Annotated in this window: 15 protein-coding genes; 8 read left to right on the top strand and 7 right to left on the bottom strand. The window is 61.2% G+C overall.

The window, feature by feature from the left end; all coding sequences use genetic code 11:
• Positions 1–173: 173 nt before the first annotated feature.
• Positions 174–992: a posphoenolpyruvate synthetase regulatory kinase/phosphorylase PpsR gene (locus tag BFP96_RS22170; RefSeq protein WP_003230310.1), complete on the bottom strand. Its 819-nt coding sequence runs from the start codon at positions 990–992 to the stop codon at positions 174–176.
• A 178-nt stretch (positions 993–1170) separates the two neighbouring features.
• Between BFP96_RS22170 and ppsA the strand changes: the two genes are divergently transcribed.
• From ppsA to BFP96_RS22130, 8 genes are all read left to right on the top strand, one after another.
• A complete protein-coding gene (ppsA, locus tag BFP96_RS22165) occupies positions 1171–3546 on the top strand; it encodes a phosphoenolpyruvate synthase (RefSeq protein ID WP_065887843.1) in 2376 nt (791 codons plus the stop codon).
• Positions 3547–3652: 106 nt separating this feature from the next.
• The gene (locus BFP96_RS22160) at positions 3653–4642 is read left to right on the top strand and encodes an alpha/beta fold hydrolase (protein ID WP_065937019.1); all 990 of its coding nucleotides are present in this window, start codon (positions 3653–3655) and stop codon (positions 4640–4642) included.
• A gap of 230 nt (positions 4643–4872) precedes the next feature.
• On the top strand, positions 4873–5364 hold the full coding sequence (gene rraA, locus BFP96_RS22155; protein WP_065887845.1) for a ribonuclease E activity regulator RraA: 492 nt from the start codon (positions 4873–4875) through the stop codon (positions 5362–5364).
• A gap of 25 nt (positions 5365–5389) precedes the next feature.
• The gene (locus BFP96_RS22150) at positions 5390–6385 is read left to right on the top strand and encodes a zinc transporter ZntB (protein ID WP_065892339.1); all 996 of its coding nucleotides are present in this window, start codon (positions 5390–5392) and stop codon (positions 6383–6385) included.
• 86 nt (positions 6386–6471) lie between these two features.
• Complete coding sequence (locus BFP96_RS22145; protein ID WP_065887847.1) at positions 6472–6717, top strand: CrfX protein; 246 nt, start codon at positions 6472–6474, stop codon at positions 6715–6717.
• A gap of 2 nt (positions 6718–6719) precedes the next feature.
• A complete protein-coding gene (locus tag BFP96_RS22140; protein ID WP_003193288.1) occupies positions 6720–7544 on the top strand; it encodes a mechanosensitive ion channel family protein in 825 nt (274 codons plus the stop codon).
• An 87-nt stretch (positions 7545–7631) separates the two neighbouring features.
• Complete coding sequence (gene sigX / locus BFP96_RS22135; RefSeq protein ID WP_057721193.1) at positions 7632–8222, top strand: RNA polymerase sigma factor SigX; 591 nt, start codon at positions 7632–7634, stop codon at positions 8220–8222.
• 107 nt (positions 8223–8329) lie between these two features.
• Positions 8330–9310 (top strand): OmpA family protein, encoded by a 981-nt coding sequence (locus tag BFP96_RS22130; RefSeq protein ID WP_065892340.1) that lies wholly within the window; start codon positions 8330–8332, stop codon positions 9308–9310.
• A 60-nt stretch (positions 9311–9370) separates the two neighbouring features.
• On the opposite strand, the gene cobA is transcribed toward BFP96_RS22130, so the two are convergent.
• From cobA to BFP96_RS22100, 6 genes are all read right to left on the bottom strand, one after another.
• Positions 9371–10114: a uroporphyrinogen-III C-methyltransferase gene (gene cobA / locus BFP96_RS22125; protein ID WP_065937018.1), complete on the bottom strand. Its 744-nt coding sequence runs from the start codon at positions 10112–10114 to the stop codon at positions 9371–9373.
• A 10-nt stretch (positions 10115–10124) separates the two neighbouring features.
• Positions 10125–12833, bottom strand: coding sequence for a nitrate reductase (locus tag BFP96_RS22120; RefSeq protein WP_065937017.1), 2709 nt, complete (start codon positions 12831–12833; stop codon positions 10125–10127).
• A complete protein-coding gene (gene nirD, locus BFP96_RS22115; protein ID WP_065887851.1) occupies positions 12833–13150 on the bottom strand; it encodes a nitrite reductase small subunit NirD in 318 nt (105 codons plus the stop codon). Before nirD ends, BFP96_RS22120 begins: the two co-directional genes overlap by 1 nt.
• Positions 13147–15600, bottom strand: coding sequence for a nitrite reductase large subunit NirB (gene nirB / locus BFP96_RS22110; protein ID WP_065937016.1), 2454 nt, complete (start codon positions 15598–15600; stop codon positions 13147–13149). Before nirB ends, nirD begins: the two co-directional genes overlap by 4 nt.
• Positions 15601–15824: 224 nt before the next feature.
• Positions 15825–17495 carry a bifunctional protein-serine/threonine kinase/phosphatase gene (locus BFP96_RS22105; protein ID WP_065937015.1) on the bottom strand — a complete coding sequence of 557 codons (1671 nt, stop codon included), beginning with the start codon at positions 17493–17495 and terminating at the stop codon, positions 15825–15827.
• A complete protein-coding gene (locus BFP96_RS22100) occupies positions 17495–18706 on the bottom strand; it encodes a nitrate/nitrite transporter (RefSeq protein WP_065887854.1) in 1212 nt (403 codons plus the stop codon). The genes BFP96_RS22105 and BFP96_RS22100 overlap by 1 nt, the downstream gene beginning before the upstream one ends.
• Between the last annotated feature and the right edge of the window lie 117 nt (positions 18707–18823).

The following is an 18823-nucleotide window of genomic DNA, read 5'->3' as shown; positions in this document are numbered from 1 at the left end:
TGCTCAGAGCAGCGAAGATCAAATGTGGGAGGGGGCTTGCCCCCGATAGCTGAGTGTCAGTCAGTGCATCAGGTGACTGATCCACCGCCATCGGGGGCAAGCCCCCTCCCACAGGTTCAGCGGCGTAGCAGAAGTTTGGTTCATACCGATAGCGTCAGCTCAGGCAATACAGGTCACTTGAACCTGCGCTCCACACCCTTCTCCACCAGAATCTTCGCCGATATCTCTTCCACTGAAAAATGCGTGGAATTGATGTGCGCAATATTCTCGCGACGGAACAGATTTTCCACTTCGCGCACTTCGAACTCACACTGGGCGTAACTTGAATAACGGCTGTTGGGCTTGCGTTCATTGCGGATCGCGGTGAGGCGGTCCGGGTCGATGGTCAGGCCGAACAGCTTGTGCGAATGCGCGCGCAGGGCGGCGGGCAGCGTCAGGTGTTCCATGTCGTCTTCGGTCAGCGGGTAGTTGGCTGCGCGAATACCGAATTGCATGGCCATGTACAGGCAGGTCGGGGTCTTGCCGCAGCGCGACACGCCTACCAGGATCAGGTCGGCCTTGTCGTAATAGTGCGTGCGGGCGCCGTCGTCGTTGTCGAGGGCGAAGTTCACCGCTTCGATACGCTCCATATAATTGGAATTATGACCAATGGAATGGGACTTTCCGACGGAGTAAGAGGAATGTTCGCTCAGCTCCTGTTCCAATGGCGCCAGGAATGTGGAGAAGATGTCGATCATGAAACCATTCGAGGTCGCCAGAATCTCACGAATGTCTTGATTGACGATGGTGTCGAAAATGATCGGGCGACAACCGTCTTTTTCAGCCGCCAGATTGATTTGTTGTACCATGGCCCGCGCTTTGTCCACGCTGTCTATATAAGGCCGCGTGAATTTGGCGAAGGTAATGTTTTCGAACTGCGCGAGCAGGCTCTGGCCCAGTGTTTCGGCCGTGATGCCGGTGCCATCGGAAATAAAGAAAGCAGATCGTTTCATTTGAGCCCTGGGCCTTAAGCTGATGGCGAATCTTGGATATGATAGGCGCGATTTTGCCGTCCCGCAGTGGGCCGCATTCTCACTTATTTTCCAGGTCCAGGCCACAAGCGCTGGCGTTCGCTCCTACTGAGCAAGCCGCGTCCTGAGCTTTTCCAACACAGAAAGTGGAGAGATCACCTTGGTAGAGTACGTAGTTTCCCTCGATAAGCTCGGCGTCCATGATGTAGAGCACGTGGGGGGCAAGAACGCATCCCTCGGCGAGATGATCAGTAATCTTGCAGGCGCTGGCGTGTCGGTGCCGGGTGGTTTTGCCACCACGGCCCAGGCTTACCGTGACTTCCTTGAGCTGAGCGGTCTCAACGACCAGATCCACGCTGCCCTGGACGCCCTGGATGTCGATGACGTCAACGCCCTGGCCAGGACCGGCGCCCAGATCCGCCAATGGATCATGGAAGCGGAGTTCCCCGAGAAGCTCAACGAAGAGATCCGCACCGCCTTCGCCACCCTGTCGGCCGGTAACCCGGACATGGCGGTCGCTGTGCGTTCCTCGGCCACCGCCGAAGACCTGCCCGACGCCTCCTTCGCCGGTCAGCAGGAAACGTTCCTGAACATCCGCGGCGTGGAAAACGTGATCCGCGCGGCCAAGGAAGTGTTTGCCTCGCTGTTCAACGACCGCGCCATTTCCTACCGCGTGCACCAGGGTTTCGACCACAAGCTGGTGGCTTTGTCTGCCGGCGTGCAGCGCATGGTGCGCTCGGAAACCGGCACCGCCGGCGTGATGTTCACCCTGGACACCGAATCGGGCTTTCGTGACGTGGTGTTTATCACCGGCGCCTACGGCCTGGGTGAAACCGTCGTACAAGGCGCGGTCAACCCGGACGAATTCTACGTGCACAAGCACACCCTTGAGGCCGGTCGCCCGGCCATCCTGCGCCGTAACCTGGGCAGCAAGGCGATCAAGATGATCTACGGCGACGAGGCCAAGGCCGGTCGTTCGGTCAAGACCGTCGACGTCGACAAGGCCGAGCGTGCGCGTTTCTGCCTGAGCGACGCTGAAGTCAGCGAGCTGGCCAAGCAAGCGATGATCATCGAAAAGCACTACAAGTGCCCGATGGACATCGAGTGGGCCAAGGACGGTGACGACGGCAAGCTGTACATCGTGCAGGCCCGTCCCGAGACCGTTAAGAGCCGTACGTCGGCCAACGTCATGGAACGCTACCTGCTCAAGGAAACCGGCACCGTGCTGGTGGAAGGCCGCGCCATCGGCCAGCGCATCGGCGCCGGCAAGGTACGCATCATCAAGGACGTGTCCGAGATGGACAAAGTCCAGCCGGGTGACGTGCTGGTCTCCGACATGACCGATCCGGACTGGGAGCCGGTGATGAAGCGTGCCAGCGCCATCGTGACCAACCGTGGCGGACGCACGTGCCACGCGGCGATCATCGCCCGTGAGCTGGGAATTCCTGCGGTGGTCGGTTGCGGCAACGCCACCCAGCTGTTGAAAGATGGCCAGGGTGTGACGGTGTCCTGCGCCGAAGGCGATACCGGCTTCATCTTCGAAGGCGAACTGGGCTTCGACATCAAGCAGAACTCCATCGACGCCATGCCGGACCTGCCGTTCAAGATCATGATGAACGTCGGCAACCCGGACCGCGCCTTCGACTTCGCGCAGTTGCCGAACGCCGGTGTGGGCCTGGCCCGCCTGGAATTCATCATCAACCGCATGATCGGCGTGCACCCCAAGGCCCTGTTGAACTACGACGGCCTGCCGCTGGACATCAAGGAAAGCGTCGACAAGCGCATCGCCGGTTACAACGACCCGGTGGGCTTCTACGTCGAGAAGCTGGTGGAAGGTATCAGCACCCTGGCAGCGGCGTTCTACCCGAAAAAGGTCATCGTGCGACTGTCGGACTTCAAGTCCAACGAATACGCCAACCTGATCGGCGGCAAGCTTTACGAGCCGGAAGAAGAAAACCCCATGCTGGGTTTCCGTGGCGCCTCGCGTTACATCAGCGAAGCCTTCCGTGACTGTTTCGAACTCGAATGCCGCGCCCTCAAGCGTGTGCGCAACGAGATGGGGCTGACCAACGTCGAGATCATGGTGCCGTTCGTGCGCACCCTGGGCGAAGCGAGCCAAGTCGTGGACCTGCTGGCTGAAAACGGCCTGTCCCGTGGCGAAAACGGCTTGCGCGTCATCATGATGTGCGAACTGCCGTCCAACGCGATCCTGGCCGAAGAGTTCCTGGAGTTCTTCGACGGTTTCTCCATCGGCTCCAACGACCTGACCCAGCTGACCCTGGGCCTGGACCGTGACTCCGGGATCATCGCTCACCTGTTCGACGAGCGAAATCCTGCGGTCAAGAAGCTGCTGTCCAACGCCATCCAGGCCTGTAACAAGGCCGGCAAGTACATCGGTATCTGTGGCCAGGGCCCTTCCGATCACCCTGACCTGGCCAGATGGCTGATGGAACAGGGTATCGAAAGTGTCTCGCTGAACCCCGATTCCGTGCTTGAAACCTGGTTCTTCCTCGCCGAAGGCCAAGCGTCCGCTTAAAGCCGCTACGTCAAAAGTGCCGGTCACCTGTCGAGGGTGACCGGCATTCTTATCTGTACAGGGCGGAATTCCTGCCGGACGCCGCCCTTTTTTGTGCAAGAACATTATGCAAAGCAGCAGCAACCTGTTTCCTGTCGCCCTGATCAGCGCTGAACGTCGTGGCGACCTGAGTGAAGATGTGTACCGCCTCAAGCCCGGCAACAGCCCCGACGCGACCGTCGAGTTGGCGGTTACCCGGTTGGGTCTGGCCGATGTCCCGGAAAACCGGGGCACGCCGGTTATTTTCCTGCACGGCAGTTTTTCCAATCGGCGCTTCTGGTATTCGCCCAAGGGCATCGGCCTGGGCGCTCACCTGGCGCGCCGGGGTTTTGATGTGTGGATCCCGGAAATGCGCGGCCATGGCCTGTCCCGGCGCAACCGCGACTACGTGCGCAACCGCGTTGCCGACTACGCACGTTACGATTTGCCGGCCATTGGCGCCTTTGTGCACGAGCAAAGCGGGCAGGTGCCGCATTGGATCGGGCATTCCCTCGGCGCCACGACCTTGGCTGCGGCGCTGGGTGGTCAAACCTTGAACGCGCAGTCAGTGGCCTCGGTGGCGTTATTTGGCTGCCAGGTCAGCCGCACGCATTGGCCGTTGAAAATTCCACCGGTGGAGTGGGGCGCTCGATTGATCCTGAAGCGTCTGGCCCAGGTGTCCGGCCCGCGATTCAAGCGCGGGCCGGAGGACGAACCGGCCGGCGTGATGATCGAAGCGCTGCGCTGGAGCGGCCTGTTCGGCCGCTTTGGCGACGCCGAGCGCGATTGGTGGAAAGGCCTGGCAGCGGTCGACGTGCCGTTGTTGGCGGTCAGCGCGGCGGGCGATCGGCAGGACCCGGACTGGGCCTGTCGCAAGCTGTTCGAGCAAGTCGGCAGCGAGCATCGCCAGTACCTGTGCCTGGGGCGTCGGCAGGGTTTTACCGAAGATTTCGGGCATGTACAAATGCTGGTCAGCAAAGCCGCGCAGGCCCAAGTGTGGCCCTTGGTGGAGCGCTGGTTGAAAGACCCGCTGACACCTGTGCTCGGCACCCGTCCCGAGGTGGCTGTGGCGGTGTGACGAAGCGCGCTATCGAGGCCGTTTGACTCTTGAGTGGTTGCGGCTAAGATATGACGCCTCAGGCGCTTCTGGTCATATTCAGTCGCGTAACGGCTGTTGCGTTGCGTTGATTGCGGTTTGATCATGACCGGCGCCGGTGGCCGGGCAGTTAAAGAATGCCTGCTGCAGCACGTTTTCCTGATGTATGCCGTGAGCTGTTCGACCCCTTCTTTGATGACAGGAGTTTCGCGATGGACCATTACGTGACCCCCGACCTGTGCGACGCCTACCCGGAGCTGGTGCAGGTGCTTGAGCCGATGTTCAGCAATTTCGGTGGCCGAGACTCCTTCGGCGGCGAGATTGTCACCCTCAAATGCTTCGAGGATAACTCCCTGGTCAAGGCTCAGGCCGAGCAGCCGGGCGCCGGCAAGGTGTTGGTGGTCGATGGCGGTGGTTCGCTCAGGCGTGCGTTGCTCGGTGACCTGATCGCCGAAAAGGCCGCGAAAAACGGCTGGGAAGGCATGGTGATCTACGGTTGCATCCGCGATGTCGATGTCCTTGCCCAGACTGACCTGGGCGTGCAGGCCCTGGCCGCCCATCCGATGAAAACCGACAAGCGCGGCCTGGGTGACCTGAACGTGGTGGTGAACTTTGCAGGCGTGACGTTCCGCCCGGGTGAATACGTGTACGCCGACAACAACGGGGTGATCGTCTCGCCCACCCCACTGAAAATGCCGGAATAAACCGCAGTAGCCGAAAGGGATGAGGATGTTCGAGGAAGACAACGCGCAGTGGGGGCTGGTGCATGCCCTGGTGCTGGACGGTAAAGGCGGTGCGCGTTCGATTGCCCGGACCGAGCTTGACGAGTTGCAACTGCAGCCCCAGGAAAGCCTGTGGCTGCATTGGGACCGCAGCCATCCGCAAACCCAGACCTGGCTGCGCCAATCCAGCGGTCTGAGTGAATTTGCCTGTGACCTGCTGCTGGAAGAAAACACCCGTCCGCGGCTGCTGCCGTTGCCGGATGCCGAACTGCTGCTCTTTCTGCGCGGAATCAATCTCAACCCCGGCGCGGAACCGGAGGACATGGTTTCGGTACGTATATTCGCAGCGGCCAATCGTGTGATTTCCCTGCGGCTGCGCCCGTTACGCGCCACCGATGAGCTGCTGGTGCAGTTGGCCGAGGGCAAGGGGCCCAGGACCGCGTCGGAACTGATCCTTTATATGGCGCAATACCTGACCAATAAAGTGCAGGATCTGGTCACTGGACTGTCCGAAATTGTCGATGCCGAGGAAGAAAAACTCGATGCCGACGAACGGTACACCCCCGAGCACGGCAGCGTCCTGCAGATCCGTCGGCGAGCGGCCGGGCTCAAGCGTTTCCTCGCGCCGCAACGGGATATTTTTGCGCAGCTGACGCGAATCAAACTGGCGTGGTTCTGTGATGACGACGCTGACTATTGGAACGAGTTACACAACAGCCTGACCCGCTACCTGGAAGAACTCGAATTGGCCCGAGAGCGCGTGGGGCTTGTGCTTGAGGCCGAAGACCGACGTTTGAGCCTGCGCATGAACCGCACCATGTACCGCTTCGGCATCATCACCGGCATCTTCTTGCCGATGAGTTTCCTGACCGGCTTGCTGGGCATCAATGTGGGGGGCATCCCGTTTTCCGGCAGCCCCTACGGATTCATGATTGCGTGCCTGTTGATGGTCTCGGTGGCGCTGGGTCAATGGTGGCTTTTTCGACGGTTACGCTGGGTTTGAGCTGAATATGAGCTGAACGTAGGAAAGGGTCGATGTGACCCGATGAATTTTACCCTCGTCTTTTAAATCACTTGCGAGAGGTCTCTATGCACGATCCGTTCGAACAGTCTTTGCGTGACATGCTCAATGCTTCGCCATCCAACCGGGATGACGATGCCTGCTTGGGCCGCGTACTGAAAACCGCCAACCGTCAGGTTGGGGCGGGGTCCCTGTTCGGTCTGCTCGGGCGTTGGGTGCCGGCGTTGATGATGGCCCTGAACAATGGTTCGGCCCATGTATCGCCTGTTTCCCGACATAAACCTCTTGCTCGCACTGCTGATAAGGCTGATTGAATATGGAACTTGATCTCTGGACCCAGAGCCTGGTCACCGCAATGACCGCATTGTGGACCAAGGTGGCGAATTTCATTCCCAACCTCTTTGGTGCCCTGGTCCTGGTGCTGCTGGGCTTTGTCGTGGCCAAGCTGCTTGACACCCTGTTGTCCAAATTGCTCGCCAAGCTCGGGCTGGACCGCCTGATGGCCGGCACCGGGCTGACCAAGCTGCTGGGCCGTGCCGGGTTGCAGGTTCCGATTTCGACGCTGATCGGCAAGATCGTTTATTGGTTCGTTCTACTTATTTTCCTGGTTTCTGCGGCTCAGTCCCTTGGACTTGAGCGAGTTTCAGCTACGCTCGACATGCTGGCATTGTATTTGCCGAAAGTTTTCGGCGGCGCGCTGGTGCTGCTGGTAGGCGTTTTACTCGCGCAACTGGCCAATGGCCTGGTACGCGGAGCCGCCGAAGGGGTCGGCCTGGACTATGCGGCGGGCCTTGGGCGAATCGCCCAGGGGCTGGTGATCATCATCAGTATTTCGGTTGCGATCAGCCAGTTGGAGGTCAAGACCGACCTGCTGAACCACGTTATTGTGATTGTTTTGATTACCGTTGGTCTGGCCGTTGCACTGGCCATGGGCTTGGGAAGCCGGGAAATTGCCGGTCAGATTCTTGCGGGAATCTATGTGCGTGAGCTGTATCAGGTGGGGCAACAGGTGCGTGTGGGCGAGGTCGAAGGGCAGATCGAGGAGATCGGTACAGTCAAGACGACCGTGCTGACCGACGACGGAGAACTGGTGTCGCTGTCCAACCGGATTCTCCTGGAGCAGCAGGTCAGTAGCCGCTAAACCGGCAAACCCTGCTAATGTACGCCGCCGCGAACCCGGCTGACCGGGTTGCAGCGGACATTGACCTGACTGCCGGCACGACTTGTTTTGAATAAAGCCCAAACGCTGTCCACGCGCTATGACCCCCGTGAGCTCTCTGATGAGGAGTTGGTCGCGCGTTCGCACACGGAGCTGTTTCACGTAACACGCGCGTACGAAGAATTGATGCGCAGGTATCAACGCACTCTGTTCAACGTTTGTTCAAGGTATTTAGGGAACGATAGAGATGCGGACGATGTCTGTCAGGAAGTGATGCTCAAGGTGCTGTACGGCCTGAAGAACTTCGAGGGCAAATCGAAGTTCAAGACCTGGCTCTACAGCATCACGTACAACGAGTGCATCACGCAGTATCGTAAGGAACGGCGAAAGCGTCGCTTGATGGACGCGTTGAGTCTGGACCCCCTTGAGGAAGCGTCTGAAGAAAAGGCGCCGACACCCGAGGAAAAGGGCGGACTCGATCGCTGGTTGGTGCATGTGAATCCGATCGATCGTGAAATTCTGGTGCTACGTTTCGTCGCAGAATTGGAATTTCAAGAAATCGCTGACATCATGCACATGGGTTTGAGTGCTACAAAGATGCGTTACAAACGTGCTCTTGATAAATTACGTGAGAAATTTGCGGGCGAGACTGAAACTTAGTGCGTAGCAAATATCTCTTACGTGTAGGCAAGTTCTGTTAGACTTGTCGCCGAGTTGTCCCCCGGTTTGTGGGACTGCTTTACAATCACCAGATGGGGATTTAACGGATGAAACTGAAAAACACCTTGGGCTTGGCCATTGGTTCTCTTATTGCCGCTACTTCTTTCGGCGTTCTGGCACAAGGCCAAGGCGCAGTTGAAGGCGAGCTGTTCTACAAGAAGCAGTACAACGATAGCGTCAAGCACATCGAAGACGGCTTCAATCCTGGCGCTCGCATCGGTTACTTCTTGACCGACGACCTGTCCTTGAACCTGTCCTACGACAAGACTAACCACACCCGTTCGAACGACGGTACTGGTAGCCAGAAGATCAAAGGTGATACCGGCAGCCTGGTTGCCCAATACCACTTCGGTCAAGCTGGCGTTGACAGCCTGCGTCCATACGTTGAAGGCGGTTTCGGCCACCAGAGCCGTACCAACGTTCAGGCTGACGGCCACAGCGGTCGCGACCAGACCACTTTCGCTACCATCGGTACCGGCGTGAAGTACTACTTCACCAACAACCTGTACGCTCGTGCTGGTGTTGAAGCTGACTACGGTCTGGACAACGGCAAGTGGGACTACTCCGCACTGGTTGGCCTGGGTGTGAACTTCGGCGGTAACGCTGGCGCAGCTGCTCCAGCTCCTACCCCAGCACCAGCTCCAGAGCCAGTTCCAGAGCCAGAAGCTCCGGTTGCTCAGGTTGTTCGTGTTGAGCTGGACGTTAAGTTCGACTTCGACAAGTCGGTTGTTAAGCCTAACAGCTACGGCGACGTCAAAAACCTGGCCGACTTCATGGCTCAGTACCCAGACACCAACGTAGAAGTTGCTGGTCACACTGACTCCGTAGGTCCAGACGCTTACAACCAGAAGCTGTCCCAGCGTCGTGCTGACGCTGTTAAGCAAGTCCTGGTTAAAGATGGCGTAGCTCCTAGCCGCATCACCTCCGTAGGTTACGGCGAATCCCGCCCAGTTGCTGACAACGCAACTGAAGCTGGTCGCGCTGTTAACCGTCGCGTAGAAGCAGCGGTTGAAGCTCAAGCTAAGTAATTAGCCGAGTTTCACAAAAAGCCCGGCTTAGGCCGGGCTTTTTTTCGCCTGCGATTTACCTCAAGCGCTGGCCGCTGCCGCATCGCACGCCATCTGTGCTGCGCCGGCAACACGGCCAATCACCAGGATTGCCGGGCTTTTCAGCGCAAAAGCCTGCGCGTCTTCATGCATGGCAACGAGGTGGCTACGGCATTCGCGCTGTTCGGGCAACGATGCATTTTCGATCATCGCCACCGGCATATCCGCAGCCATGCCGCCTTCCAGCAACTGTTGCCGGATTTCCTCGAGCTTGGCCACGCCCATGTACACCACCAGCGTCGTTCCGCCTTCGGCCAGTGCGCGCCAGTTCACGCTGCTGTCATCCTGGGTATGCGCAGTGACCAGGGTCACGCCACGGCTCACGCCGCGCAGGGTCAACGGGATATCGCAATTCGTCGCTCCAGCCAGCCCCGAGGTGATGCCGTTGACCAGCTCCACCTCGATCCCACGCTCGCGCAGCCACGTCGCCTCTTCGCCACCGCGACCGAAAATGCATGGATCGCCGCCTTTAAGCCGCACCACGCACTTGCCCTGGCGCGCATAGCGCAGCATCAGGCGGTGAATAAACGCCTGCGGCGTGGAGCGACAGCCGCCGCGCTTGCCGACGGTTATCACGCGCGCGTCGGTGCAGTGCTGCAGGACGGCCGGATTGACCAGATCGTCGATCAACACCACGTTTGCTTCATGCAGGGCCCTTACCGCCTTGAGGGTGAGCAATTCCGGATCACCGGGCCCAGCGCCTACGAGCCACACTTTTGCGCTCATGTTGTTCCCCTCACACACTGATTGCGATTGGCTGCGGGCCGACGGCCAGCAGACGTTTGATTTCCGGCACGCAGGAGCCGCATTGCGTGCCGCATCCCAGTTGCTGTTTGAGCCCGGCCAGGTCAAGGCCACGGGCAATCCCGGCGCACACCGCGTTTTCGCTTACATTCTTGCAATTGCACAGGACCTTGCTGCCGGCCGCCGCTCCCCCCGGTGGGGCGCTCAGTGGCGCCAACAGCCAGCGACGCAGTTGATCGTCGGTGCGGCCCTCCAGCCACAGGCTTTGCAGCCAATGCCGGGCCAGGGTTTCACCGGCCAGGCGAACCGCCGTAATGCGGCCCTGTTCGATTTTCACGCGCTTGCCGATAGAGCGGCGCGGGTCGTCGTAGGCCATCACCGGACCGTCATGCAGGCCCAGCAACTGGTCGATGCGGGTCAGTATCTGCAGGTCGGGCGCCTCGGTATGGGCTGCACGCACCAGTAGCGCAGGCCGTTCGCGTCCTGTCAGGCTCAAACTGACGTAGGCAAATGCTTCGCACAGCGGGCGCAGGGCGGCGAAGTGTCGTTGCACGTCTCCTTCGATCAGCGCAAACAGCTGCCACGGCAGTTGCACCGCTTCCAGGCGCACACCGCTGTGTTTGAGTTCCGGCTGTTTCGACAACGGATCGAACGCCGGTTGGGTGAGCACATTCACGCCACCTTTGAGAAAACGGTCGCCCCAATGCATCGGCAGGAACGCTTGACCGGGGCGCACGCTGTCATCGCCGGTGACCGCGACCACCAGATTGCCTCGACGGCTTTTCAGGTTGACCAGGTCGCCTTCCTTGAAGCGGTGACGGCGCAACTCGTCCGGGTGCAGGCTCAGCAGCGCTTCGCTGACATGCCCGAACAACTGCGCCGCCGTGCCGGTGCGACTCATGCCGTGCCACTGGTCGCGCAGACGACCGGTAATCAGGGTCAGGGGAAAGCGTGCGTCACGCTGCTCCCTGGCGGCGCGATAGGGATCGGCAACAAACTGCGCGCGGCCATTATCGGTGGGGAAAATCCCGTCGACGTAGAGGCGTGGCGTCCCGGCCTGTGCGCCCATGGGAAACGGCCACTGTTGCGGGCCGAGCCGGTCAAGCAGGGCGTGGCTGAGGCCTGAAAAATCCAGGTCGCGCGCTTGAGTCAATAGCTTGAACTCGTCAAAGATCTGCGCCGGTTGCTCAAAGGCAAACAGGCTGTCCAGCCCCGGCCGCAGACGGCGCTCCAGGCGCTGCGCGAAATCCACGGTAATCGCCCAGTCCGGTCGCGCTTCGCCCGGTGGGGGGATGGCGCGACGCACGTGGGAGATACGCCGTTCGGAGTTGGTCACCGTGCCTTCTTTTTCACCCCAACTGGCGGCGGGCAGCAGCAGGTCGGCGTAGGCGGCGGTTTCGGTGGTTCGAAAGGCCTCCTGCAACACCACGAACGGACACGCCGCCAGGGCTGCACGCACTGCATTCTGGTCCGGCAATGATTGGGCGGGGTTGGTGCAGGCGATCCACAGCGCCTTGATCTTGCCCGCCTGCACCTGTTCAAACAATTCGATCGCCGTGAGGCCGGTGGTTGCCGGCAGTTGATCGACACCCCAGTACGCGGCTACTGCTGCGCGGTGTTCGGGGTTGGCGGCGTCGCGGTGCCCAGGCAGCAGGTTCGACAGGCTGCCGGTCTCGCGCCCGCCCATGGCATTGGGTTGACCGGTCAGGGAAAACGGCCCGCAGCCTGGGCGGCCAATCGTACCGGTGGCCAGGTGCAGGTTGATCAGCGCGCTGTTTTTCGCACTGCCTGCGGTGGATTGGTTAAGGCCCATGCACCACAGCGACAAGAAGCTGCTGGAGGTGCCCACCCACTGTGCGCACAGGCGCAACTGCTCGACGCTGATGCCGCACAGTTGCGTGACCATTTGCGGCGTGTAGTCATGCACCAGGCGTTTGAGCGCTGCCAGGCCGTCGGTATGGGCGTGAATGAACTCGCGGTCGATCCAGTCTTCCCACAACAACAGATGCAAAATTCCATGGAACAGCGCGACATCCGTGCCCGGCAGGATCGCCAGGTGCAGGTCGGCCAGGTCGCAGGTGTCGGTACGCCGTGGGTCGATCACCACCACTTTCATCTGCGGCCGTCGCGCCTTGGCCTCTTCCAGGCGTCGGAACAGTACCGGGTGCGCGTAGGCCATGTTGCTGCCGACGATCATCACACAGTCGCTGGTTTCCAGGTCTTCATAGCTGCACGGTGGCGCATCGGCGCCAAGGCTACGTTTGTAGCCCACGACTGCCGAGGACATGCACAGCCGTGAGTTGCTATCGATATTGTTGGTGCCGACCAGCGCCCGCGCCAGTTTGTTGAAACTGTAGTAGTCCTCGGTCAGCAGTTGCCCGGAGATGTAGAACGCCACGCTGTCGGGGCCGTGTTCGGCAATGGTGCGGGCGAATACGTTGGCCGCATGTTCCAGGGCGGTGTCCCAGTCGGTGCGGGCGCGGGCCAGGTCTTTGCCTAGACGCAACTCGGGGTACAAGGCACGGGCGTCGAGGTCTCCGGTCAGGTGCAGGCTGGCGCCCTTGCTGCACAGTTTGCCGAAGTTGGCCGGGTGGTGCGGGTCGCCTTGCACGCCGAGGATGCGGGTGCCGTCATGCTCGATCAGCACGCCGCAGCCCACCCCGCAATAACAGCAGGTGGACGCCGTGACCTCGCGGTTCATCACCCTGCATCCCGCAGGGCCAGCATCACTCGGCCGTTTTCCACGCGGGCGAGGTGATGATGGGCGCAACCGATATCCGGCGCCTGGGCTTCGCCGGACGCCAGGTCGATCTGCCAGTTGTGCAGCGGGCAGGCCACGCGTTTGCCATAGATCAAGCCCTGGGACAGCGGCCCGCCTTTGTGCGGGCAACGGTCATCGAGTGCGAACACTTCATCGTCGCTGGTGCGAAAAATCGCAATGTCGCCCTTGGGCCCGTTGATGATGCGCGAGCCCAGGGTGTTGATTTCTTCCAGGGCGCAGATATCCAGCCAGTTCATGCCGGCACCTCCAATTGCTTGACCGGGATCACATCGAATTCTTTTTTCAGCAGCGGCTGTTCCAGACGTTCTTTCCAGGGGTCCTGCTCGAACGACAGGGAAAACTGCAGGCGCTCGTTGAGGGCCTGGCGCCGGGCCGGATCTTCCAGCACGGCTTTCTTGATATGGTCCATGCCGACCCGCTGCAGGTAGTGCACGGTGCGCTCCAGGTAGAAGGCTTCTTCGCGGTACAGTTGCAGGAATGCGCCGTTGTATTCGCGCACCTCTTCGGCGGTCTTGAGCTTGACGAAGAACTCCGCGACTTCGGTCTTGATCCCGCCGTTGCCGCCGATATACATCTCCCAGCCTGAGTCCACACCAATAATTCCGACGTCCTTGATGCCTGCTTCCGAGCAGTTGCGTGGGCAGCCGGACACCGCCAGCTTGACCTTGTGCGGTGACCACATGTTGAACAGGTCATGCTCCAGCTCAATGCCCAATTGTGTGGAGTTTTGTGTACCGAAGCGGCAGAACTCGCTGCCCACGCAGGTCTTCACGGTCCGGATGGATTTGCCGTAGGCGTGCCCGGACGGCATGTCGAGGTCCTTCCACACGCCGGGCAGGTCCTGCTTCTTGATGCCGAGCAAGTCGATGCGCTGGCCGCCGGTCACCTTGACCATCGGCACGTTGTACTTGTCGGCCACGTCGGCGATGCGGCGCAGTTCCGACGGATTGGTCACGCCGCCCCACATGCGCGGGACCACCGAATAGGTGCCGTCTTTCTGAATGTTGGCGTGGGCGCGCTCGTTGATCAGGCGCGATTGCGGGTCGTCCCTGGCCTCGCCCGGCCAGGTCGAGATCAGGTAATAGTTCAGCGCCGGACGGCAGGTGGCGCAACCGTTGGGCGTGCGCCAGTTCAGGTAGCTCATGGTGCCGGCGATGGTCAGCAGGTGCTGCTCGCGGATGGCCTGGCGGATCTGCCCGTGGTTGAGGTCGCTGCAACCGCAGATGGCTTTTTCGCTCTTGGGCTTGACGTCGGCGGCCCCGCCCACGGTGTTGATCAGAATCTGTTCCACCAGCCCCACGCAGGACCCACAAGAGCTGGCCGCCTTGGTGTGCTTCTTCACGTCATCGACGCTGAACAGCCCCTGTTCCTGGATCGCTTTTACGATAGTGCCCTTGCACACGCCGTTGCAGCCGCAGACTTCGGCGCTGTCGGCCATGCTCATGGCCTTGTCCTGCCCTTGGTGGCCGACGTCGCCCAGCGCATTTTCGCCAAACATCAAGTGATCGCGAATCTCGCCAATCGCGTGGTTCTCACGGATCTGGCGGAAATACCAACCGCCGTCTGCGGTATCGCCGTACAGGCAGGCGCCGACCAGGATGTCATCCTTGATCACCAGTTTCTTGTACACCCCGCCGATGGGGTCGGAGAGGGTGATGGTCTCAGTGCCTTCGCCGCCCATGAAGTCGCCTGCGGAGAACAGGTCAATGCCGGTGACTTTGAGCTTGGTGGAGGTGACAGAACCTTTATAGGTGGCGAAGCCCAACTGGGCGAGGTGGTTGGCGCACACCTTGGCTTGTTCGAACAGCGGCGCGACCAGGCCGTAGGCGATCCCACGGTGGCTGGCGCATTCACCGATGGCATAGATGCGCGGGTCGTAGGTTTGCATCGTGTCGTTGACCAGAATCCCTCGGTTGCAGGGGATGCCGGACTTTTCCGCCAGTTCGGTGTTGGGGCGGATACCGGCGGCCATGACCACCAGGTCGGCAGGGATGATGTCACCGTTCTTGAACTGCACCGAACCGACGCGGCCGTTGCCGGCGTCGTGCAGGGCCTGGGTCTGTTCGCACAGGCGAAACACCAGGCCGCGGCTTTCCAGCTCGGTTTGCAGCAGCTGGCCACTGGTCTTGTCCAGTTGCCGTTCCAGCAGCCATTCACCGATGTGCACCACGGTCACGCGCATGCCGCGCAGCATCAGGCCGTTGGCCGCTTCCAGGCCGAGCAGCCCGCCGCCGATGACCACCGCGTGTTTATGGGTTTTGGCGGTGTCGATCATGGCCTGGGTGTCGGCGATATCGCGGTAGCCGATCACGCCCTGCAAGGTGTTGCCAGGGATCGGCAGGATAAACGGCGTGGAGCCGGTGGCGATCAGCAGGCGATCGTATTCGGCTGCGGTGCCGTCTTCGGCGATGACGCGGCGCTTGACCCGATCGATCTGCACCACTTTGCGGTTGAGCAGCAGCTTGACGTGGTTGTCGAGGTACCAGTCCAGGTCGTTGAGCACGATCTCTTCGAAGGTCTGCTCGCCGGCCAGCACCGGTGAAAGCAGGATGCGGTTGTAGTTGGTGTGGGGCTCGGCGCCGAACACCGTGATGTCATACAGGTCGCTGCTGAGCTTGAGCAATTCTTCCAGGGTACGAACCCCGGCCATGCCGTTGCCGATCATCACCAGTTTGAGTTTTTTCATGTCGCTCTCCGACCAATCACGCGCAAACAAAAAAAGGCGTCCCCGCTAGTTACCTAGCGAGGACGCCTTTGTCCTGGTCCCGTTCTCTCGGGAAGCTCGATCCTTCGACGTTGAAGGCGCGGCTATATGTGGGTTGTTGGGCAAGCTGATGCAGCCGCTGTGCCAAGTGTCGATATCCCCGGTTTTATTGAGTTTTAAACCCATAGGGCCGCAGGATCTGCCCGTTAGTGGTGCAATAGGCAGAACAGCAGCACCAGATTGATCAGCAGCGAAGTGGTCGCCAGCGCTTGCCAGACCTTGAGCGGTTCACGCTCCAGCAAAGGGCGCGGGCGCACGCTCAACTCGCACCGGTCGGCCTGTTCCAGCACCAGCAGCCATTCTTCGGCGGTCTCATAGCGCTGCTGCGGTTGTGCGGCCACGGCGCGTTCCAGGCTTGCGGGCAGCCAGTCCGGCACATCGGGACGGTAGCGGCTGGCGCTGACCGCTTGGGTGAAGCGCGGGCGTTGGAAGGCTTCGATCTCGCCGTAGGGATAGTGGCCGGTCAGCAGGTAATAGAGGGTGACGCCGACGCTGTACAAATCCTGCTGTGGGGTAGGACGTTCACCGTTGAACGACTCCGGGGCGATAAAACTCGGGGTGCCGGGCAGTGCGCCGGCAGGGTCTTGCGACAGCCCCGGGCAGTAGGCCAGGCCGAAATCCAGCACGCGCAGTTCGCCGTCGTCCCCCAGCAACAGGTTTTCCGGCTTGATATCGCGGTGCAGGATCTGCCGCCGGTGCAGCAGGCCGACCGCGCGCAGCAAGCGCTCGGCGATGGACTGCCATTGCGCCAGGGGCAACGGGCCCTGGCGCTTGAACAGTTCGGCGAGGGTTTGCCCCGGGTATTCGCGCATCACGTAGTACAAATGCTGGCGCTCACCGGCGGCATGCACTTCAGGGAACGCGCGGCCGGCGACCCGGCGCAGAAACCATTCTTCCGAGAGCAGGGCCTGGGCGGCGTCAGTGTCGTTGTCGCGGCTTGATGCCAGGGTTTTCAGCAGCCAGGGTCGCTGCTGATCATCCCGTACCCGATACAGCAACGACTGTCGGCTCTGCGCCAGCAGGCTGTGCACCTGCCAACCCTCAAAATGTTGCCCGGCCTTGAGCGGTGGCGGCAGCGGCCACTGCTGCAACTGCACCAGCGCGTCGCCCAGTGTGGCGGCGCCGAGGGCATCGATGCGCACCAGCAAGGCGCTGGCATTGTCCTGGCTTCCGGCCAAATGCGCGGCATTGACCAGGGTGTTGACCGCCAGGTCCAGGTCGGTCTGCTCGCGCAGAATCGCGCGGATGCTGTGGTCGCCCAACGTCGCCCAGACCCCGTCGCTGAGCAGCAGGAAGCATTCGCCTGCGCGCAGTTCGCCATCGAGAAAGTCCAGTACCAGGTGCTGGTCCAGGCCAAGGGCGCGCTTGAGCACATGCTGCATGCCCGGTTGGTCCCACACATGGTCTTCGCTGATGCGCTGCAGCTCGCCGTCCAGCCAGCGATAGGCGCGGCAATCGCCGACGTGGGCGAGGGTGAAACGCCGACCGCGAAAGACCAGGGCGCTGAGGGTGGTCAGCAGCGGCTGACCGCCGCCATTGGCTTGCAGCCAGCGGTTCTGCGCGACCAGTAAGCGTTCCAGCGCCTGGGCCACGCCCCAGGTCTGCGGCGTGGCGTAGTAGTCCAGGGCCAGCGCCTGCAAGGTCGAGCGCGCGGCCAGGCCACCATCGGCGCATTGGCTGACGCCGTCGGCCAATGCGCACAGGTAGCCTTTGCTCGCAGCCAGCTCCGCCCTGGGCGTGACCACCCGCAACGCGTCCTGGTTTTCTGCCCTGGGGCCAATCGCACTGGCCTGGGCGATGCTCAGTTGCAGGCTCATCAGACGCGGGCGGCGGTCACGGCGGCCGAACCCCAGGTGGTTCTCCAGCGGCGTTTGACGCCGTGCAGGCCAAACCAGGCCAGTACGCCGAGGCTGGCGAACAACCACAGGGCCAGCTGGTAACTACCGGTACTCTGTTTGATCGCGCCCATGCCGGCGGCCAGCGCAAAACCGCCGATGCCGCCGGCCATGCCGATCAAGCCGGTCATCACGCCGATCTCACTGCGAAAACGCTGGGGCACCAGCTGGAATACCGCGCCATTGCCGGCGCCGAGGCCGAGCATGGTGCAGACGAAAAGCGCCAGCGCGGCGTAAGAACTGGGCAGGTTGAAACCCACCGCCGCAATGCAGATCACGGCCACGCTGTACATGCCGAGCAGGGTCTTGATCCCGCCGAAACGGTCCGCCAGGGCGCCGCCCAGCGGGCGCATCAGGCTGCCGCCGAAGACACAGGCCGCGGTGTAGTAGCCGGCGGTCACCGGGCTCAGGCCGTACTGGTCGTTGAAGTAGCCGGGCAGGGCGCTGGCCAGGCCGATAAAGCCGCCAAAGGTCACGCTGTAGAAGAACATGAACCACCAACTGTCGCGATCACCCAGGGCCTTGAAATAGTCGGCCATCGCCTTGGCTTTCGGGCGTTGCGGGGCATTGCGCGCGAGCCAGGCGAACACGATCAGGGTGAGAATCAGCGGAATCAAGGCGAAGCCGAATACATTGCTCCAGCCAAAGGCCGCCGCCAGTACCGGTGCCAGCAAGGCGGCAAATACGGTGCCGGAATTGCCGGCGCCGGCGATGCCCATGGCTTTGCCCTGGTGCTCGGCCGGATACCATTGCGAGGCCAGCGGCAGGGCGACGGCAAAAGAGGCACCGGCCATGCCCAGGAACATGCCCAGCAACAGGGCTTGCTCGTAGCTGTGAATGCCCAGTTTCCAGGCGCAGAACAACGCCACGATGACTATCACCTGGCCAATCAGCCCGGCGGTCTTGGGCGACAGCTTGTCGGCCAGCATGCCCATGAGAAAGCGCAGCACCGCGCCCGCCAGGATCGGCGTGGCGACGACCAGCCCGCGCTGTTGAGTGCTCAGGTGCAAGTCGGCGGCAATCTGTACCGCCAGGGGGCCCAGCAGGTACCAGACCATGAAACTCAGGTCGAAATACAGGAACGCGGCAAACAGGGTCGGGGTGTGCCCGGATTTCCAGAAGCTTGATTTCATCACGCACCTCAACGGTTGGGGGGGCTTGTCGGAAGACCTGGTGGCTCCATGCGCTGGGGCCGAAACGAAAAAAAACGCCGCCACCGGGTTCGCGAGGGCAAACCGGGTGTGCGACGT

It is taken from the genome of Pseudomonas sp. 34 E 7, from assembly GCF_900005715.1.
Lineage (GTDB): Bacteria > Pseudomonadota > Gammaproteobacteria > Pseudomonadales > Pseudomonadaceae > Aquipseudomonas > Aquipseudomonas orientalis_A.
Note: the sequence above shows the minus strand (reverse complement) of the source record. Positions and strands in the feature narration are given on the sequence as shown.